At 71.2% G+C, this 15,556-nt stretch carries 19 protein-coding genes and 1 riboswitch; of the genes, 9 read left to right on the top strand and 10 right to left on the bottom strand.

Going from position 1 to position 15,556, the window contains the following annotated elements; genetic code table 11:
- The 6 genes from ACWGN5_RS08560 to ACWGN5_RS08535 all read right to left on the bottom strand — a co-directional run bounded on the left by ACWGN5_RS08560 (position 1) and on the right by ACWGN5_RS08535 (position 4,587).
- Complete coding sequence (locus ACWGN5_RS08560; protein WP_453512464.1) at positions 1-525, bottom strand: energy-coupling factor ABC transporter substrate-binding protein; 525 nt, start codon at positions 523-525, stop codon at positions 1-3.
- Positions 522-1,220 carry an energy-coupling factor ABC transporter permease gene (locus ACWGN5_RS08555; RefSeq protein WP_453512463.1) on the bottom strand — a complete coding sequence of 233 codons (699 nt, stop codon included), beginning with the start codon at positions 1,218-1,220 and terminating at the stop codon, positions 522-524. Before ACWGN5_RS08555 ends, ACWGN5_RS08560 begins: the two co-directional genes overlap by 4 nt.
- Before the next feature lie 29 nt (positions 1,221-1,249).
- A riboswitch (cobalamin riboswitch) is annotated at positions 1,250-1,455 on the bottom strand.
- A 78-nt stretch (positions 1,456-1,533) separates the two neighbouring features.
- A complete protein-coding gene (locus tag ACWGN5_RS08550; protein WP_453512461.1) occupies positions 1,534-1,941 on the bottom strand; it encodes a PTS-dependent dihydroxyacetone kinase phosphotransferase subunit DhaM in 408 nt (135 codons plus the stop codon).
- Positions 1,938-2,558, bottom strand: a complete 621-nt coding sequence (gene dhaL / locus ACWGN5_RS08545) for a dihydroxyacetone kinase subunit DhaL (protein WP_453512459.1) — start codon at positions 2,556-2,558, stop codon at positions 1,938-1,940. The genes ACWGN5_RS08550 and dhaL overlap by 4 nt, the downstream gene beginning before the upstream one ends.
- Before the next feature lie 28 nt (positions 2,559-2,586).
- Entirely contained in the window at positions 2,587-3,579 is a 993-nt protein-coding gene (gene dhaK, locus ACWGN5_RS08540; RefSeq protein ID WP_453512457.1) for a dihydroxyacetone kinase subunit DhaK, read from the bottom strand.
- Between the two features lie 789 nt (positions 3,580-4,368).
- A complete protein-coding gene (locus tag ACWGN5_RS08535) occupies positions 4,369-4,587 on the bottom strand; it encodes a three-helix bundle dimerization domain-containing protein (RefSeq protein ID WP_453512455.1) in 219 nt (72 codons plus the stop codon).
- A gap of 262 nt (positions 4,588-4,849) precedes the next feature.
- Between ACWGN5_RS08535 and ACWGN5_RS08530 the strand changes: the two genes are divergently transcribed.
- From ACWGN5_RS08530 to ACWGN5_RS08500, 7 genes are all read left to right on the top strand, one after another.
- Positions 4,850-5,008, top strand: a complete 159-nt coding sequence (locus ACWGN5_RS08530; RefSeq protein ID WP_453512454.1) for a hypothetical protein — start codon at positions 4,850-4,852, stop codon at positions 5,006-5,008.
- Between the two features lie 31 nt (positions 5,009-5,039).
- Positions 5,040-5,444 carry an SAV_915 family protein gene (locus tag ACWGN5_RS08525; protein WP_453512451.1) on the top strand — a complete coding sequence of 135 codons (405 nt, stop codon included), beginning with the start codon at positions 5,040-5,042 and terminating at the stop codon, positions 5,442-5,444.
- A gap of 9 nt (positions 5,445-5,453) precedes the next feature.
- Positions 5,454-6,803 carry a diaminopimelate decarboxylase gene (gene lysA, locus ACWGN5_RS08520; RefSeq protein ID WP_453512449.1) on the top strand — a complete coding sequence of 450 codons (1,350 nt, stop codon included), beginning with the start codon at positions 5,454-5,456 and terminating at the stop codon, positions 6,801-6,803.
- A gap of 192 nt (positions 6,804-6,995) precedes the next feature.
- A complete protein-coding gene (locus tag ACWGN5_RS08515; protein ID WP_453512446.1) occupies positions 6,996-7,331 on the top strand; it encodes a hypothetical protein in 336 nt (111 codons plus the stop codon).
- Positions 7,328-7,774 (top strand): MerR family transcriptional regulator, encoded by a 447-nt coding sequence (locus tag ACWGN5_RS08510; protein WP_453512445.1) that lies wholly within the window; start codon positions 7,328-7,330, stop codon positions 7,772-7,774. Before ACWGN5_RS08515 ends, ACWGN5_RS08510 begins: the two co-directional genes overlap by 4 nt.
- Positions 7,755-7,952, top strand: a complete 198-nt coding sequence (locus ACWGN5_RS08505) for a hypothetical protein (RefSeq protein ID WP_453512444.1) — start codon at positions 7,755-7,757, stop codon at positions 7,950-7,952. Before ACWGN5_RS08510 ends, ACWGN5_RS08505 begins: the two co-directional genes overlap by 20 nt.
- A 127-nt stretch (positions 7,953-8,079) precedes the next feature.
- Positions 8,080-8,415 (top strand): YnfA family protein, encoded by a 336-nt coding sequence (locus tag ACWGN5_RS08500; protein ID WP_453512443.1) that lies wholly within the window; start codon positions 8,080-8,082, stop codon positions 8,413-8,415.
- Between the two features lie 360 nt (positions 8,416-8,775).
- Here the strand turns inward: ACWGN5_RS08500 and ACWGN5_RS08495 are convergent, their stop codons facing one another.
- Entirely contained in the window at positions 8,776-9,591 is an 816-nt protein-coding gene (locus tag ACWGN5_RS08495) for a sulfite exporter TauE/SafE family protein (RefSeq protein ID WP_453512440.1), read from the bottom strand.
- A gap of 95 nt (positions 9,592-9,686) precedes the next feature.
- Positions 9,687-9,839, bottom strand: a complete 153-nt coding sequence (locus ACWGN5_RS08490; protein ID WP_453512437.1) for a hypothetical protein — start codon at positions 9,837-9,839, stop codon at positions 9,687-9,689.
- 605 nt (positions 9,840-10,444) lie between these two features.
- On the opposite strand from ACWGN5_RS08490, the gene ACWGN5_RS08485 reads away from it, so the two are divergent.
- The gene (locus ACWGN5_RS08485) at positions 10,445-10,813 is read left to right on the top strand and encodes an SAV_915 family protein (RefSeq protein ID WP_453512435.1); all 369 of its coding nucleotides are present in this window, start codon (positions 10,445-10,447) and stop codon (positions 10,811-10,813) included.
- Positions 10,814-11,207: 394 nt separating this feature from the next.
- Here the strand turns inward: ACWGN5_RS08485 and ACWGN5_RS08480 are convergent, their stop codons facing one another.
- Positions 11,208-11,885, bottom strand: coding sequence for a TetR/AcrR family transcriptional regulator C-terminal domain-containing protein (locus tag ACWGN5_RS08480; RefSeq protein ID WP_453512433.1), 678 nt, complete (start codon positions 11,883-11,885; stop codon positions 11,208-11,210).
- 113 nt (positions 11,886-11,998) lie between these two features.
- Here ACWGN5_RS08480 and ACWGN5_RS08475 point away from each other — a divergent pair, with 113 nt between their 5' ends.
- Positions 11,999-13,384, top strand: a complete 1,386-nt coding sequence (locus ACWGN5_RS08475; protein ID WP_453512431.1) for a serine hydrolase domain-containing protein — start codon at positions 11,999-12,001, stop codon at positions 13,382-13,384.
- Here the strand turns inward: ACWGN5_RS08475 and ACWGN5_RS08470 are convergent, their stop codons facing one another.
- On the bottom strand, positions 13,385-15,340 hold the full coding sequence (locus ACWGN5_RS08470) for an amino acid transporter (protein WP_453512429.1): 1,956 nt from the start codon (positions 15,338-15,340) through the stop codon (positions 13,385-13,387).
- Between the last annotated feature and the right edge of the window lie 216 nt (positions 15,341-15,556).

The following is a 15,556-nucleotide window of genomic DNA, read 5'->3' as shown; positions in this document are numbered from 1 at the left end:
CTACGCGTCCGATCCGCCGACGGGCGACGAACCGGCGCCGGACGCTCCGGCCTCAGGGGCGCCGGAGGCGGGTGCGGTCGTGGACCTCGCGGTGGCGGAGCTCGCCGTACCGGCACCCGCGGCACCGGACTTCGGCCCATCGCCGACAGCGGAACCGCCGTCCTCCGCCGCACCTTCCGTGCCTGCCGACTCCGCCGTACCGTCCGCCCCCGCCCCGGCTCTGGCCGCCGCCGCGCCCTGCCGGCGGCCGCGGCGCAGGCCGAAGTAGTACGCCAGGACGCCGGCGCCGAGCGCCGCCTGCAGGGCGAACAGCGCCGACTCGATCTCGCCGGACGGCGGCTCGTACAGCGGGCTGAACCACGGCTTGTAGTCCGGCTGGAGCTCTGTGATCGCGGTCTCGGCCTCGCCGTCGGAGCCGGTGAACGGCTGCTCCTTGTGGTCGCCGAGCCCGAGCGCCAGCGGCAGCACCGCGAGCGCGGCGACGGCGAGCAGCAGCAGCGCGTTGATCTTCGCGTTCCGGCTCATCGCGCCGCCGCCTCCTCGTGTCGCTCCGTCCGCGCCGCGCCGAGCACGCCGAGCCGGGTCAGGTCTCCCTTGCTGGACTGCGTGAGCAGCCGCATGACGAGCACCGTGAGCAGACCCTCGCTCACCGCGAGGGGGATCTGCGTCACGGCGAAGATCCCGCCGAACTTGGCGAGCGCGCCGGGCACCCCGCTGCCGGGGTCGGGGAACGCCAGGGCCAGCTGGACGCTGGTGACGCAGTACGTGGACAGGTCGGCGACGAACGCGCCGAAGAAGACGGCCACCATCAGCGGTGCGCCGAACCGCCGCAGCAGCCGGTACGTCCCGTACCCCGCCCACGGCCCGACGATCGCCATCGAGAAGGCGTTCGCGCCGAGCGTGGTCAGCCCGCCGTGCGCGAGCAGCAGGGCCTGGAAGAGCAGGGTGATGGTGCCGAGGACCGCCATGATCGGCGGTCGGAACAGGATCGCGCCCAGACCCGTACCGGTCGGATGGGAACAACTCCCGGTGACGGAGGGCAGCTTGAGCGCCGACAGGACGAACGTGAAGGCGCCGGACGCGCCGAGCAGCAGGGTGGACTCGGGGTTCGACCGCACCTCACGGGTCAGCGCGCGCACCCCGTGGACGACGAACGGCGCGGCCGCGACGCCCCAGGCGGCGGCGTGCGCAGGGGGCAGGTACCCCTCGGCTATATGCATGGTGGGTAGACCCTCTCCAGCACCTCGTGGATGGACAACGCACCCTGGCCGGTCTCCTGGCTGACGGTCATACGGCCCGACTCCGCCTTCCCACACCGCCGCGGTCTCCCACGACGGTCCAGTGGCTTCCCCGAGGTGTTCCCCGCGGGGGTGGAGCCGGACCTCCCGATCACAGTGGCGAGGGCCGCACCGGTACTGCACCGGTTTCCCGTACACCAAGGCCCTGCGACATTAGTGTGTTGACCTGCTCGATCACAACACGGTCGCCACCCGGCGCGGCCCCTCGGTCACTCCACGCACACGGCTTCGCGCCTCACTCCTTGCGGTAGGCGTACGCCTCCGAGGCAGCGGCGGCCACCGCGTCGAGGTCCCCTCCGGCGCTCGCCGTCACCAGCGCGGCGACCGCGCCCTCCACGAACGGCGCGTCCACCAGGCGGCAGCCCGCGGGCAGTTCGTCGCCCTCGGCGAGCAGCGCCTTCACCGTGAGGACCGCGCTGCCCAGGTCGACCAGGAGCGCCACGCCGGCCCCCCGGTCGACGGCCTCGGCCGCCGTGCGGATCAGCTCGGCACTCGTCCCGAGCCCACCGTCCGGAGCGCCGCCCGCGGGCAGGACGGGCGCAAGGTCGCCACCGCCGGCGAGGCCCCGGGCGAGTTCGGCGACGGCCGCCGCGACCGCCGCGCTGTGCGAGACGAGCACGATGCCGACGGGGGACGGGCTCACGCCACCCCCTCCGCCCCGGCCGTGTCGGCGAGCGCGGCGAACAGCAGCGCCGACGAGGTCGCGCCCGGATCCTGGTGCCCGATCGACCGCTCCCCGAGGTAACTGGCCCTGCCCTTGCGCGCCTGCAGGGGTACGGTCGCCAGGGCGCCCTCCTCGGCGGCGGCGCGGGCCGCCTCGTACGAGCTCCGCAGCCCCGCCACGGCCGGCACGAGCGCGTCCAGCATCGTCTTGTCGCCCATCTGGGCACCGCCCAGCTGCGACACGGCCGCCACACCGGCGTCGAGCGCCTCCGCCAGCCGCGCCCGGGTGACCTCGGCGTCCTCGCCCAGGGCCTTCCCGGCGCGCCGAAGGAGCGTCCCGTACAGGGGACCCGAAGCGCCGCCGACCGTCGAGATCAGCTGCCGTCCGGCGGCGGTGAGCACCGCGCCGGGACTGCCCGGCGGCTCCTTCTCAAGTGCCTCCGTCACGGCGGTGAACCCCCGCCTCAGATTCGCACCGTGGTCGGCGTCGCCGATCGCCGAGTCCAGCTCGGTGAGCCGGTCGGCCTCCCGGTCGACGTCCTCGGCCACCGCGGCCAGCCAGCGCACCAGGAACCCGGCGCCGAACGTCTCCGTCATGCCGTCACTCCCCATGACCATCCCCGTCTCACCGGCCCCAGCGCAGCGCGGGCGTCTGCACCGGAGCGTCCCACAGGCGCAGCAGCTCCTCGTCGACCTCGCACAGGGTCACCGAGCAGCCGGCCATGTCGAGCGAGGTCACATAGTTCCCGACGAGCGTCCGGGCCACCGGCACGTGCCGCTCGGCGAGCACCCGCTGCACCTCGGCGTTGAACCCGTACAACTCCAGGAGCGGGGTCGCTCCCATGCCGTTGACGAGGGCGATGACCGGCCCGGCCGGGCGCAGGTCCTCCACGACGGCGTCCACGGCGAAGTCGGCGATCTCCCGCGAGGTCATCATGGCCCGCCGCTCGCGGCCCGGCTCACCGTGGATGCCGATCCCCAACTCCAGCTCCCCCTCGGGGAGATCGAAGGTCGGGCTGCCCTTGGCGGGGGTGGTGCAGGCGCTCAGGGCCACCCCGAAGGACCGGGACCGCTCGTTGACGCGCCGGGCGATCGCCTCGACCCGCTCAAGGGGCAGTCCCTCCTCGGCGGCGGCCCCGGCGATCTTCTCCACGAACAAGGTGCCCCCGGTCCCGCGCCGCCCCGCCGTGTACAGGCTGTCCGTCACCGCCACGTCGTCGTCGACCAGGACCTTGGCGACCTGGATGCCCTCGTCCTCGGCGAGCTCCGCCGCCATCTCGAAGTTCAGCACGTCACCCGTGTAGTTCTTGACCACGAACAACACCCCGGCCCCGCTGTCGACGGCGGCCGCGGCCCGGACCATCTGATCGGGCACGGGCGACGTGAACACCTCGCCGGGACAAGCGGCCGCCAGCATCCCGGGCCCCACGAACCCCCCGTGCAAGGGCTCGTGCCCGGACCCACCGCCGGACACCAGCGCCACCTGCCCGGCCACGGGCGCGTCCCGCCGCACCACGACACGCCGCTCCACGTCCACGGTCAACTCGGGATGCGCCGCGGCCATCCCCCGCAGGGCATCGGCGACGACGGTCTCCGGAACGTTGATCAGCATCCTCACGGATACCTCCTAGTGAGATTAGCAGGCAAGCCACTGAGCAGGGTTTTTGCAGGTCAGAGCATGTGAGTCGAATTGTTGATCTTGGCGCTTCGGGGCGCCTGGGGGCGGTTCCGCGCGGTACTGATGCTGACTCAATGCTGACTTTCCTGATGGTCGGTCAGATTCGATCTGCATGAACGAGCTTTGCGAATGCGCATCATGGCGCAATTATCGCCGCGTGATCGCGAGCGCGCACCGGTGCGTCGTGAGGCGACCCGTGATCCGCTCGCCGTCCTTCGATGAGACGCGCGACCGGCTCGCCGCGCCGATGCGTGAGGAGTTCGCCGACGGTTCCGCGCCGCCGGGCGGCCCACCCGCAGTTTCCGCGCCCACGTGGAGCAGGAGTTGGGCGGCTGGATCCGACGCCCTGGCAAGGTCGACCGGGACGGCGGGACGCCGGGACGAGGGGGCTCGGGCATGGGGATCGGGGTGAGCCTGGACCGAGCCAAGCGCGGCTGTCGAGCACGTACTCGGCGGCGACTGGAGGATCACGGTCGCGCTGCACGTCTTGGTGATGCTGCCGACCCGGATCTGCCCCTCGGCCGCCGCTCGCGGCCCGTTCCCTACTCGGCGCTGTCGGCGGCTCCGAACCAGCGTCGTCCGGCCTGGCGGATCTCGGCGACCATGCCGGGGGAGCCGTGGTCGGTCGGCCCACCCCAGGCTCGCACGCAGCGTCCAGAGCTGCCCCGGCGCTGCTGGACTCGCATCCGCCGACTGGCGTCGACACGCCAAGGGGTTACATGTCAGGCGTCAGGTATTTCGCTCCGCCTGCTCGATAGCGGGCAGCAGGTCCTTGGCTCTTCGCTCCATCAAGACCGGTAGGTAGGTACGCACCCGCGCGTACCTGAGCTCTTCGTACGCCGTCTGTACTGATTTTTGTACTAGGTCGACGTCCAGCTGCGGGTGGGCCCTCACCAGCCGCTCGGTTACATGGCGGATGGCGAGGGCGTCCTCCTTCGATTCCGCCATCAGGCACCTCAGTCTTCGTGGGGGGGATCACCTCTCCTCAGTTTCGTGGAGCGGTCCTCAGCGGGGAAGTCGATCTTTCGCCGTGTGCGGCCGACTGGCGTACGCACCGGTTGGACCCTGCTGTCTCCTGTCCGGCGATCAGTGGCGACCTCGCACCGTGCGGCACGGAGATCGAGTCCGCAGATTTCCGATCGACTCCGCCCGGCTGGCGGCCAAGGTCCCGTCGTGCTTATCGGATCGGCGCGGGGGTCTGCGGCGGCTGATGCTCCCATCGGTCGTCCGGTACTCCGTCGTGCACGCCGCGTGCCTGGTCCTCGCCGTACCGCCCTCGCGCCTGCTGAGCGATCTCACCTCCGCGCACCGCCGGCTCGACCGGTGGCTGCGGTTCGACGCCCGCCGACTGACGGAGGACGCACCCTGACCGAGCCTCTCCGTCTCCGAGGGGCACTGCCATGTCTGAGGTCGAGCACTCCGAGGACCCCGAGCCTTCCGAACGCGTCCCGGCCGGACCTCTCCTCGTCCCCGTCCGGCCGGGACCCGCGGGCTGCAGCGCCCGTCTTTTCCGTACTCCCCTGGGCGGCCGGACGGCCGTCGGTTTCACCTCCGCGGCCAGACTCGCCGCTATGCTCGGACCGGACCACGCCTGCGTGAGGCTCTCCGAACCCGCACTGCGCGCCCTCGTGGCGCCACTGGGCGTCACCGCCCTCGCCGCCGACCCGCAGTTCGCCGCCCCCGGGGTTTCGAAGGCCCCGCGCGATGAAGGCTCCTGGCGGACCTGGGACCCACGACACGTGGGCGTCCTGCGCGTGGCGGGTGCTGCCGCCGTCATCTCGTGCGTCAACCTCTTGATCGGCTGAGGAGACGTCGTGTCCCTGTCCCTTACGGCACCCCAGGTGCCGTCATCCGCGTCGCACGAGACCGACGGACTGTCGATCTGGCCGCGTTCCACCCGCCCCGAGCGTGGTGGGGACGTCACTGTCGCCGGTGTGTCGCTCGCCGAGACCGCGGGCCGGTTCGGTACCCCCGTCTACGTATTGGACGAGGACGAGGTGAGGGAGCGCTGCCGTACGTATAGCATGGCGTTTCCCGAGGCCGACGTCGTCTATGCCGCGAAGGCGTTCCTGTGCCGGGCCATGGCCCACTGGGTACGGGAGGAAGGCCTGGGCCTGGACGTGTGCTCGGCGGGGGAGCTGATGCTCGCCGGCACCACCGGCTTCCCGCCCGAGAAGGTCCTCCTGCACGGCAACGCCAAGAGCCCCGAGGACCTCGGTACCGCTGTGCGGCTGGGCGTCGGGCGGATCGTCGTCGACAGCGCCTCGGAGATCGCGCGCCTCGCCGCCATCGTGCCGCACGGCTCTCGCCAGCGGGTCATGTTGCGCGTCGTCCCCGGCATCGCCGCCGGCGGGCACGCCAAGGTGCGGACCGGTACGGAGGACCAGAAGTTCGGCCTGTCGATCACGGACGGCTCCGCGCAGCACGCGGTGGCCAGGGTGTTCTCCCAGCCCCGCCTGGAACTCGTCGGGCTGCACTGCCACATCGGCTCGCAGATCACCACCGTCAAGCCGTACGTCGCCGCCGTACGCCGCATGGTCGGCCTGATGGCCCGGATCAGGGAGCAGTACGGCGTAGAGCTGCCGCAGTTGAACATCGGTGGCGGCTACGACATCGCCTACCGGCCCGGCGAGGAGAGCCTCGACGTGCCGCAGCTCGCGGCGCGTGTGCGGACCGAACTGCGGGACGGCTGCGCCAAGGTGAAGCTGCCCGTGCCTCGTCTCACGATCGAGCCGGGCCGGGCGGTCGTCGGACCCGCAGGCGTCTGTGTCTACCGGGTTCTCGCCGTCAAGCGCACTGGAACGCGCACCTTCGTCGCCGTCGACGGCGGCATGAGCGACAACCCCCGGCCCGCGCTCTACGGCGTCCGCTACGCACCCCGTCTGATCGGCCGGCACTCCACGGCGGAGCCCCGCCCCGTCACCGTCGTCGGCCGCCACTGCGAGGCCGGTGACATCGTCGCTGACGATGTCCAGCTGCCCGAGGACGTTCACCCCGGAGACCTCCTGGCCGTCCCGGTGGCCGGCGCGTATCACCTGTCCATGGCCTCCGGCTACAACCTGGTCGGCCGCCCGCCCGTCGTCGCCGTGAAGGACGGCATCGCGCGCACGCTCGTACGCCGGGAGTCGCTCGACGACATGAATCGCCGCGACATCGGCCTCTAGACCTGATTTACGGGTCCCTCCCGGTCCGCACCTCGTTCACCGTCCTCCGCCGGGCTCCCCTTGGCGGAGGACGGTTTCGGCGTTGTGGCCCACTCGAAACGGGGGGCGCCGCCTTGCAACCTGTACCCAGGTACAGGTTTACCGTCGGAGGTATTCCCCCACCGAGGGGACGTGCCGACGGGAGTGAGCGCGATGAGTGATCTGGCGTGGGTGCCGCAGTCCTGCACGCTGCCCACCGAGGAGCGGCCCCTCAGGGTCGCCGTGTGGGATGCGCTGTTCGCCGAGCGTCTGATCTCCCTGTCCCGGCCAGAGCCGCTCCACCTGCGGCTTGACCTGGTCGGCGGAGAGGGCGTCGAGGACCGGGTCCGAGACCTGGTGGAGCGCGAGAGCGGCTGCTGCTCGTTCTTCGCCTTCGCCACCACCCCCGGCGCGGACCGGATCGGGTTGGACATCTCGGTCGACCAGGCGCACGAGGCGGTCCTGGATGCCCTCGCCGCACGGACAGCTGCCGCCGGGGATCAGCGGTGAGCGCGGGCCTGCGCAGTGGCCAGGTCGCCGAGGCGGCCGGGGTGAACATCCAGACGCTGCGGTACTACGAGCGCCGGGGCCTGCTGGCCGAGCCGGAACGCAGCAACGGCGGCCACCGCCTCTACGGCGAGGACGCGGTGACCGCCCTGCGGGTGATCAAGGCCGCGCAGCGGCTCGGTTTCACTCTGGAGGAGGTCGCCGAACTCCTTGAGACCGGCCGTCACCGGCATGGCCGTCCCGTGGCCGGTCTCCAGGACCGGGCCGCGGCCAAGCTCGCCGAGGTCGACGCGAAGGTCGCCGATCTCGCCACCATCCGCACCGCCCTGGTCGCCGCCGTGGAGGCAGGCTGCGACGACCTGACTGAGTGCGCGTCCATGCCCTGCTGCCCCATTCCCTTCACCGACCTCGCCGAGGAGAACCGTCATGCCGGACCCTGCTGCTGACTCCCGCCCCGGGCGCGCCCCGAAGGCGCTCGGGGGCCTGGCCGCGCTGGCCTGTGTGGCGTGCTGCGCACTGCCCGTCCTGATCACGGCGGGCATCGTCGGGGCCGGGGCCGGGGCGATGGTGGGCTGGCCACCCGCACTCACCGTCGTCCCGGCCGTGCTCGCCGTCGGTATTTGATGGCTGGGACAGAGTCGCCGTTCTTGCGTCTGCTCGGCGAAGAGCGCAGGTCAGGACTCGTGTGGCTGCAAAGGGTCGGCCACCCGGTGAAGATCACAGGCGCGGGCCGCCGGTAGGGTCCTGCGGCATGACTGTCGCTCGTTCCGTTGCCCTGTTCGTCGTCGCCGCCCTCTTCGAGATCGGCGGCGCCTGGTTGGTCTGGCAGGGTATCCGCGAGCACAAGGGCTGGATCTGGATCGGCGCCGGCGTCATCGCCCTCGGCCTGTACGGCGTCGTGGCCACCCTCCAGTCCGACGACAACTTCGGCCGCATCCTCGCCGCCTACGGCGGCATCTTCGTGGCCGGGTCGATCGCCTGGGCCATGGTCGCCGACGGTTACCGCCCCGACCGCTACGACGTCATCGGCGCCCTGGTCTGCCTCGCCGGCATGGCCGTCATCATGTACGCACCTCGCAGCCACTGACTGGGCAGCGGCACGTCTGGGCTGCCCAGGGAACACAGCGGGAAGGAAGACCGTGGCGGACGAGCAGGAGCCGGCCGAGATCCAGCGGCGGCACTGGCGCCGTCGCCGTGTTCTGGGCAGCGGGGACCCAGGACGTACTGGAGCTGGTGGCCGGGCACGGCCGGGACGCGCTGCTCTTCGCCCGCGAGGGCTTCACCTTGTAGGCGACAGACTTCAGCCTCGTCGGTCTGGAGCAGCTGCGCGATCTCGCTCGCGCGGGGAGTCGACGCGCGGGTGACCACCACGGTGCACGACGTTCGCGAGCCTCTGCCGCCGGCGGACGCTTCTCTGCTTTGAGTCAAGCCCGGTGGTCATCGGGGGTCAGTCATGGCGGGCGAGCTTGATTGCGGAGACGAGCAGGATGGCGGCCAGGGCGGGAATGAGGACGGCGTTGGGGAAGGTGCCGAGGAGGAGTCCTCCAAGGACGGCGCCGGCGATGGAGCCCGCTGCCATGACCGCGGTGAAGTGGAGGTTCGCGCCGAGGACGGCGAAGCTGCCGTCGCGGCTGTAGCGGGCGAAGGCGACCAGCATGGTCGGCAGGGAGACCAGCAGGGAGAGGCTTCCGGCTGTCTTGATGTCCTGGCCGAAGAGCAGCACGATCGTGGGGATCAGCAGTTCGCCGCCGGCGACCCCCATGATCGCGGCGACGACCCCGATCCCGAAGCCGGCCACGACACCGGACGGCACCTGTGCCCACAACGGCAGCGCGAGCGAGTCCAGCGTGCTGGTGTGCGTGAGCACCAGGGCCGCGGTCATGAGCACCATCAACGCCGCGAGGACCTTGTAGAGGGTCGCGGATCGCATGCGGACCGCCCAGGACGCTCCGGCCCAGGCGCCGAGCAGGCTGCCGGCCAGCAGGTTGACGGCGACAGGCCAGCGGGCGGCGACCTCGGCGGCCGGAACAGCGGCGAGGCGGGCGGGCAGCGCGACCAGGACCACGACCAGGCTCATCACCTTGTTCAGGATGACCGCCGACAGGGCGGCGAATCCGAAGAGGCCGATCAGCAGCGGCAGACGGAACTCCGCGCCGCCCAGCCCGATCATCCCGCCGAGCAGGCCGATCCCGGCGCCGGCGCCGAAGACGACAGGGGCCGAGCGCTTCGCGCCGAGCGGGACGAGGGTGTGGTCCGTGGTCATGCCCGGCATCCTCCCTGCGGCCGGTGCCTGCCTGCCAGGTCAGGAAGGCACCGGGTCTCCGGTCAGGATTCGTCTGGTCGTCCGAGCGGGAGGGCTCACTCGGACGGGCGGCGGGTGGTCGGGATGCCAAGCGCGACGGGTGATCGCCCGGCGAGTCGTGCGTCGTCGGCCTGTTGGGCGCGGACGAAGGCCAGGGTGAGGTCGATGCCTTCGACCTCGCCGAGCCACTGTTTTCCGTGGCGCGTCACCCAGACCCTGCACCGACGACCCGGGCCCCGTCCCGTTGGCAATCACGACCGTCGAGGCTGTACGCCCTGCGGCTGATCGCCGATCCTCGTCCCACCCGCCCTGATGCCCCTCTGGCACCCGACCGCGCCGGGCAGCTGCTCGTCAGCAACGCGTGAATCCGGACCCGAACGGCATCAGGGCTACGTCAACGAGTGCCCTCCCCGACCGAAGTCGATCACAGAATGATCGACGCGGGGGGACGAACGACCGTCCGTGGCCTGCTTTGGAGGGTGAGTGACCGTCACCATCACCACCAGAGAAACGCGCAGTCCGGAGGCGGGGGACCGGACGAGCGCGAAGAGCTTGCCACGGGCGGTCGTCACCCGAGGGGGAGGGCCTGGCTCGAGCGAGGGGTAAGGGCCGGGCCCTCCCCGCATCCGCGTACAGCCATGCGTCAGGCCCGAGTGCGTCAGGGAAGCGCACGAAGACGACCGCCGGTCGTCAAGATCCCGTCAGGGGCCGCCCAGAAGCGTCGGGCCGCGGGCATAGCTTCGATGCCACGCCGGATCGCACCTCACAGGTCCGGCTGACATCTGTCCGATCCAGGTTCCTCAAGGAGCGCCTCATGTGCCTCTTCCAGTACGACGACGATCCCGAGCCCGAGGAACCCGACCCGGCCGGGCCCCTGTACGTCCCGGTCCGGCCGGGGACACGAACGGTGGCGGTCCGCGGCTTCCGCACCCCGCTGGGCACCCGTACCGCTGTCGGGTTCACCACCGTGGAGAGGCTCACCGCCACACTCGGCGCGGAGCAGCCTTGGATCCGGCTCTCGGAGTCGGTCCTGCGCTCGCTGGCCGAGCCGCTCGGCATCGAGCTCCTGACCATCGACCCCACGCTCACCGCTCCCGCAGTCACTAGCCCGTCGGTCGCCGCCCAAACATCGCGAAAGGGGCGCGCCGTCCGCGAAATCGGACAGGCGACCCGGACCGCCTGACCCGTACTGCGCACCGCGCCCCGCCGGATCCGCGACGACGGAACCGGCGGGGCGCGGTCATGGCACACCACCCCGTGCGGCCGGGCGAGGGCACGGTGGATGCCGTTCCGTGAGCTCTCGGGCCGCCTCGGGTGCCAGCCGACGTGGACGCGGGGGCGGCGGTCTCGGGCGGACTCGGCCTCGCGGAGGATCTCGCGGGTGACGGGGGCGATCTCGCCCTGGCCGAAGAGGAAGAAGCGGAGGGAGTTGGCGAAGGGGTCGCCTTCGGTCCACTCGAGGCCGGCCAGGGCCGGGACGTTCCTGGAGCGGGTCGTCGAGGGCGTGCGGGAGTCGGCCGACCGTCGGCGCGCCCTCCTGGCGTGACGCGCGCTTCTTCGTCGTCGGCCCGCGTCGGTCAGGTCGTCTTCGCCAGCTGTGCCTCGAAGCCGTCGAGGATGGCGTCCAGGCCGAACTCGAAGGTGCGGTCGGGGGCCGCGCTGTACCCGGTCGCGGCGGCGTCGTCCAGGCGTTCGCGGAGCTTGGGGAAGGCCATGGCGACCTCGATGGCCGCCGCCATGGCGGCGGCGAGCTCCTTCTCCGGGTCTCCGCTCCTGCTCAGGCGCCGGGTCAGGGAGACCTCGGCGGCGCCGCCGAGCGTGCTGCCGAGGATGTGGACGAAGACGGTGGCGGCCGCCCGGTCGGCGTCGGTGGGGGAGAAGCCGGCCTTCTCGTAGAGGGCGAGGCTGTGGTCGTCGTGCCGTGATTTGCCGGGGCCGTAGAGCAGGTGGCTGCCGAAGGCCTGGCCGAGCCACGGATGCCGGGTGAGCATCGCGTGCATGCTCCCGGCCATGTCGGCGGCCGCCGCCCGCCAGTGCATCGAGTCGAGGTCGGGCAGTTCGACCTCGCCCCAGACCGCGTCGCCGGCCAGCCGCACCAGCTCGTCCTTGGTCTTGATGTGCCAGTAGACGGCGGTGGCGGCGGTGCCGAGCCGCGCGCCCAGGCTGCGCATGTTGAGTCCGTCGAGTCCTTCGTCGTCGAGGAGCTCGATCGCGGCGCGGACGATCTGGTCGGGGGTGAGGGTGTTCCTGGCCATGCCGGAACCCTACTTGAACTTAGTACTTGAACTTAGTGAAGTTACGGGCCTACAGTGCTCTTGCACTTAGTTCAATGAGCGAGTCCGAACCGAGTCCCAGGGGGAACCCCGTCATGCAGCAGCACCAGCAGAACGATGAGAACGACTTCGCGGCGATCGTCGCGGCCCTCGCCGAGGAGCACGGCGTGCCCGGCGCGTCCGTCGGAATCCTGGCCGGCGGCCGGACGGCCTTCGTCAACCACGGGGTCACCAGCCTCGCCCACCCGCGTCCGGTCGACGAGCACACCGTCTTCCACCTGGCGTCGATCTCCAAGACCTTCACCGCGACCGCCCTGCTCCGCCAGGTCGAGCAGGGCCGGGTCGAGCTCGACGCCCCGGTCCGGCGCTACGTCCCCGAGCTCGTCCTCGCCGACGAGGAGGCCGCCGAGCGGATCACCGTCCTCAACCTGCTCAACCACACCGCGGGCCTGGACTGGAACCTCATCGACCCGGAGGGCGAGGACGGCTCCCTCGCCGCGTTCGTCGCCAAGCTGGACCGGCTCCCGCTGATCGCCCGGCCCGGCGCCCGCGCCTCCTACAGCCAGGCCGGCTACAACCTGGCCGGGCGGATCGTCGAGAACGTCACCGGCCGGACCTTCGAACAGGCCGTGGCCGCCCTCGTCCTGGAGCCGCTCGGCCTCACGGACACCGTCTTCGACGTGGACGACGTCATGGTCCGGCCGTTCGCCACGGGCCACGTCCACGGCGAGGACGGCGAGCCGAAGGCCGCTCGCCCCTGGAAGGCCTTCCGCGCCGGCACCCGCGGCGACAACCCCGGCGGAGGCATCGCCTCCACCACGGCCGACCTGCTCACCTGGGCCCGCTTCCACCTGGGCGACGGCGACGGCCTGCTGCGCACCGACACCCTGCACGGCATGCGTGACGAGACGGTGCGGCTGCGCGGCAGCACGATGGGCGACGGCTTCGGCATCTGCTGGTTCCGCCGCGCCGTCGACGGCGTCCGCACCATCGGCCACGGCGGATCCGGCAACGGACAGTACGCCGAGCTGCACCTCGCGCCCGAACACGGCTTCGCCGTCGTGTCCCTGGCCAACAGCGAGGAGGGCTACCTCTTCAACCAGGCCGTCGTCCGAGCCGCCTTCGAGCACTTCCTCGGCCTGACCGAGAAGGACCCCGAGCCCGTGCCGTACGACGAGTCCAAGGCCCGCGAGGTCGTCGGGCGCTACGAGATCGACGCCATGAACCTCGACATCGCCACCGACGGCGAGCGGCTCACCCTCGCCGTGGAGATCAAGCCGGAGCTCCGCCAGGCCTCGGACGCGGACATGCCGCCGGACATCGCCCCCGCCGCCATGGGCTTCCTGCCCGGCGACGACGACGAGTACGTCCTCACCGAGGGCACCCTCGCGGGCCAGCGCGGCTTCTTCACCCGCGACGCCGACGGACGCGTCACCGGAGTCGACCTGGGAGGACGGCTCTTCGGCCGGACCGGCGCCTAGCTAGCCGACGTGGACGCGGGGGCGCCGGTCCCGGTCGGGCTCCGCCTCGCGCAGGATCTCGCGGGTGGTGGGCGCGACCTCGCCCCGGCCGAGGAGGAAGAAACGGAAGAAGTTGGCGAAGGGGTTGCCCTCGGTCCACTCGAAGTAGATGTGAGGGCGGACGCCGGTGACGTCCCGGGCGTGGAGCAGCAGGGCCGCGAGGGCGTTGGGGACGGAGGAGCTCTCCACGGTCAGGACCCGGAAACGGTCGTGGAGAACCTCCCCCTTCACCGTCAGACCGGCCTCGAACTCGGAGGGGTCGGTGACCGTCACCTCGACGAAGACGAAGTCCTCGGTGCCGGGGATGTCGTTGTCGACACGGATCTGGTCCTTCTTCGCCCGGTACTCGTCGGCGTCCCGGTTGTCCGGCTCGTTGGCGATGAAGCGCGGGGTGCGGCGGGAGATGTCCTGGATGAAGCGCTCCGCCATCTCGTCGAGCTCGATGTGGGTGACGCGCAGCTCGAAGGCGCGCCCGAGCCGGGAGAGCAGCGAGATCAGGATGATGCCGGCGATGAAGCAGGCACCGATCTTCACGCCGTCGGGACGCTCGATGACGTTGACGACGGTCGTGTACAGGAAGACCACCGAGATCACGCCGAAGCCGATGGTCCAGCCGCGCTGGCCCGCCTTGCGGGCCGCGATGGTCACCGCGATGGCCGCCGACGAGATCAGGACGAGGACACCGGTGGCGTAGGCGCCGCCCTGGGCGTCGACGTCGGCGTCGAAGATCCAGGTCACGAGGAAGGCGACCAGGGTGAAGACGATGACCATCGGGCGCACGGCGCGGGCCCAGTGCGGGGCCATGCCGTACTTGGGCAGATAGCGCGGCATCAGGTTGAGCAGACCCGCCATGGCGGACGCGCCGGCGAACCAGAGGATCAGGATCGTCGAGACGTCGTAGACGGTGCCGAAGGTGTTGCCGAGGTACTCGTGGGCGAGGTAGGCCAGGGCGCGGCCGTTGGCCTGGCCGCCGGACTCGAACTCCTTCTCGGGGATGAGGACGGTGGTGATGAAGCTCGTGCAGATCAGGAAGACGCTCATGATCAGCGCGGCCGTCGTCAGCAGCTTCTTGGTGTCCCGGATGCGGCCGGTGGGCTTCTCCTCGGTGTCACCCGGGTCGCCCTGGACGTGCGGCATGACGGCGACGCCCGTCTCGAAGCCGGACAGGCCGAGCGCGAGCTTCGGGAAGACGAGCAGGGCCACGCCGACCATGGCGAAGACGTTCCCGTGCTCGGCGGTCAGGGCCGTCGTCCAGTCGGTGACGACGTGGCCCTCGGTGATCACGTGCCAGAAGCCGTTGACCACGACGACGGCGTTCAGCGCCAGGTAGACGCCGACGAGGGCGACGGCGACGCCGATGGCCTCCAGGAAGCCCTTGAGGAACACCGCCCCGAGCAGCGCGACGAGGATCATGGTGATCAGCACCTGCTTGTCGTGCAGCGCCGATTCCAGATGCGGGTTCTCCACCAGGTGGGTGGAGGCGTCGGCCGCCGACAGGGTGATCGTGATCAGGAAGTCGGTGGCGGCGAAGCCGAGGAGGGTGAGGACGAAGAGCTTGCCCTTCCAGAAGGAGAGCAGCCGCGACAGCATCGCGATCGAACCCTCGCCGCGCGGGCTCTCCTCCGCCACCCGCCGGTAGACGGGCAGCGCGCCGGCCAGGGTGACGATCACGAGCACGATCGTCGCGACGGGAGAGAGCAGCCCGGCGGCCAGGGCCGCGATGCCGGGCTGGTAGCCGAGGGTCGAGAAGTAGTCGACACCGGTCAGGCACATCACCCGCCACCAGCGCTGCCCCTTGTGCCCGGCGTCCTCGGCCGGTTCCTTGGGCCGGGAGGGCTTGCCCTTCCCCATGTCGGAGAGGCCCTCCAGCATCCACGCGCGCAATCGTCCGGTGCGCGCGTCCGGTGTGGTGGCCATGGGGTACTCCTGAGCTGGGCTGGATGAGGGGTATCCGTCCATACGTGCGGACGGCCGGGCCAGCGTAAGCAACGCGTCAACGACTGATCGGAGCGGGCGCGTCAGGAAAGCGTCAAGATGCACCGGTCGGGCTCATCTCCGGTACTCACCGACCGATGGCGCCGGCGGTGTGTGAGACCGGCGGGTCGGCACGTGTGCCCGGGGAGACCGCGTACC

Source organism: Streptomyces sp. NPDC055815 (assembly GCF_053616475.1).
The sequence above is the reverse complement of the archived record's forward strand: the minus strand, read 5'-3'. Positions and strand labels throughout refer to the sequence as shown.

What these genes read in the sequence shown, in the direction of transcription:
- ACWGN5_RS08560 (WP_453512464.1), bottom strand. Translation starts at nt 525, where the DNA reads ATGAGCCGGAACGCGAAGATCAACGCGCTGCTGCTGCTCGCCGTCGCC.
- ACWGN5_RS08555 (WP_453512463.1), bottom strand. Translation starts at nt 1,220, where the DNA reads ATGCATATAGCCGAGGGGTACCTGCCCCCTGCGCACGCCGCCGCCTGG.
- dhaL (WP_453512459.1), bottom strand. Translation starts at nt 2,558, where the DNA reads ATGACGGAGACGTTCGGCGCCGGGTTCCTGGTGCGCTGGCTGGCCGCG.
- ACWGN5_RS08535 (WP_453512455.1), bottom strand. Translation starts at nt 4,587, where the DNA reads ATGGCGGAATCGAAGGAGGACGCCCTCGCCATCCGCCATGTAACCGAG.
- ACWGN5_RS08530 (WP_453512454.1), top strand. Translation starts at nt 4,850, where the DNA reads ATGCTCCCATCGGTCGTCCGGTACTCCGTCGTGCACGCCGCGTGCCTG.
- ACWGN5_RS08525 (WP_453512451.1), top strand. Translation starts at nt 5,040, where the DNA reads ATGTCTGAGGTCGAGCACTCCGAGGACCCCGAGCCTTCCGAACGCGTC.
- ACWGN5_RS08515 (WP_453512446.1), top strand. Translation starts at nt 6,996, where the DNA reads ATGAGTGATCTGGCGTGGGTGCCGCAGTCCTGCACGCTGCCCACCGAG.
- ACWGN5_RS08505 (WP_453512444.1), top strand. Translation starts at nt 7,755, where the DNA reads ATGCCGGACCCTGCTGCTGACTCCCGCCCCGGGCGCGCCCCGAAGGCG.
- ACWGN5_RS08500 (WP_453512443.1), top strand. Translation starts at nt 8,080, where the DNA reads ATGACTGTCGCTCGTTCCGTTGCCCTGTTCGTCGTCGCCGCCCTCTTC.
- ACWGN5_RS08495 (WP_453512440.1), bottom strand. Translation starts at nt 9,591, where the DNA reads ATGACCACGGACCACACCCTCGTCCCGCTCGGCGCGAAGCGCTCGGCC.
- ACWGN5_RS08485 (WP_453512435.1), top strand. Translation starts at nt 10,445, where the DNA reads ATGTGCCTCTTCCAGTACGACGACGATCCCGAGCCCGAGGAACCCGAC.
- ACWGN5_RS08480 (WP_453512433.1), bottom strand. Translation starts at nt 11,885, where the DNA reads ATGGCCAGGAACACCCTCACCCCCGACCAGATCGTCCGCGCCGCGATC.
- ACWGN5_RS08475 (WP_453512431.1), top strand. Translation starts at nt 11,999, where the DNA reads ATGCAGCAGCACCAGCAGAACGATGAGAACGACTTCGCGGCGATCGTC.
- ACWGN5_RS08470 (WP_453512429.1), bottom strand. Translation starts at nt 15,340, where the DNA reads ATGGCCACCACACCGGACGCGCGCACCGGACGATTGCGCGCGTGGATG.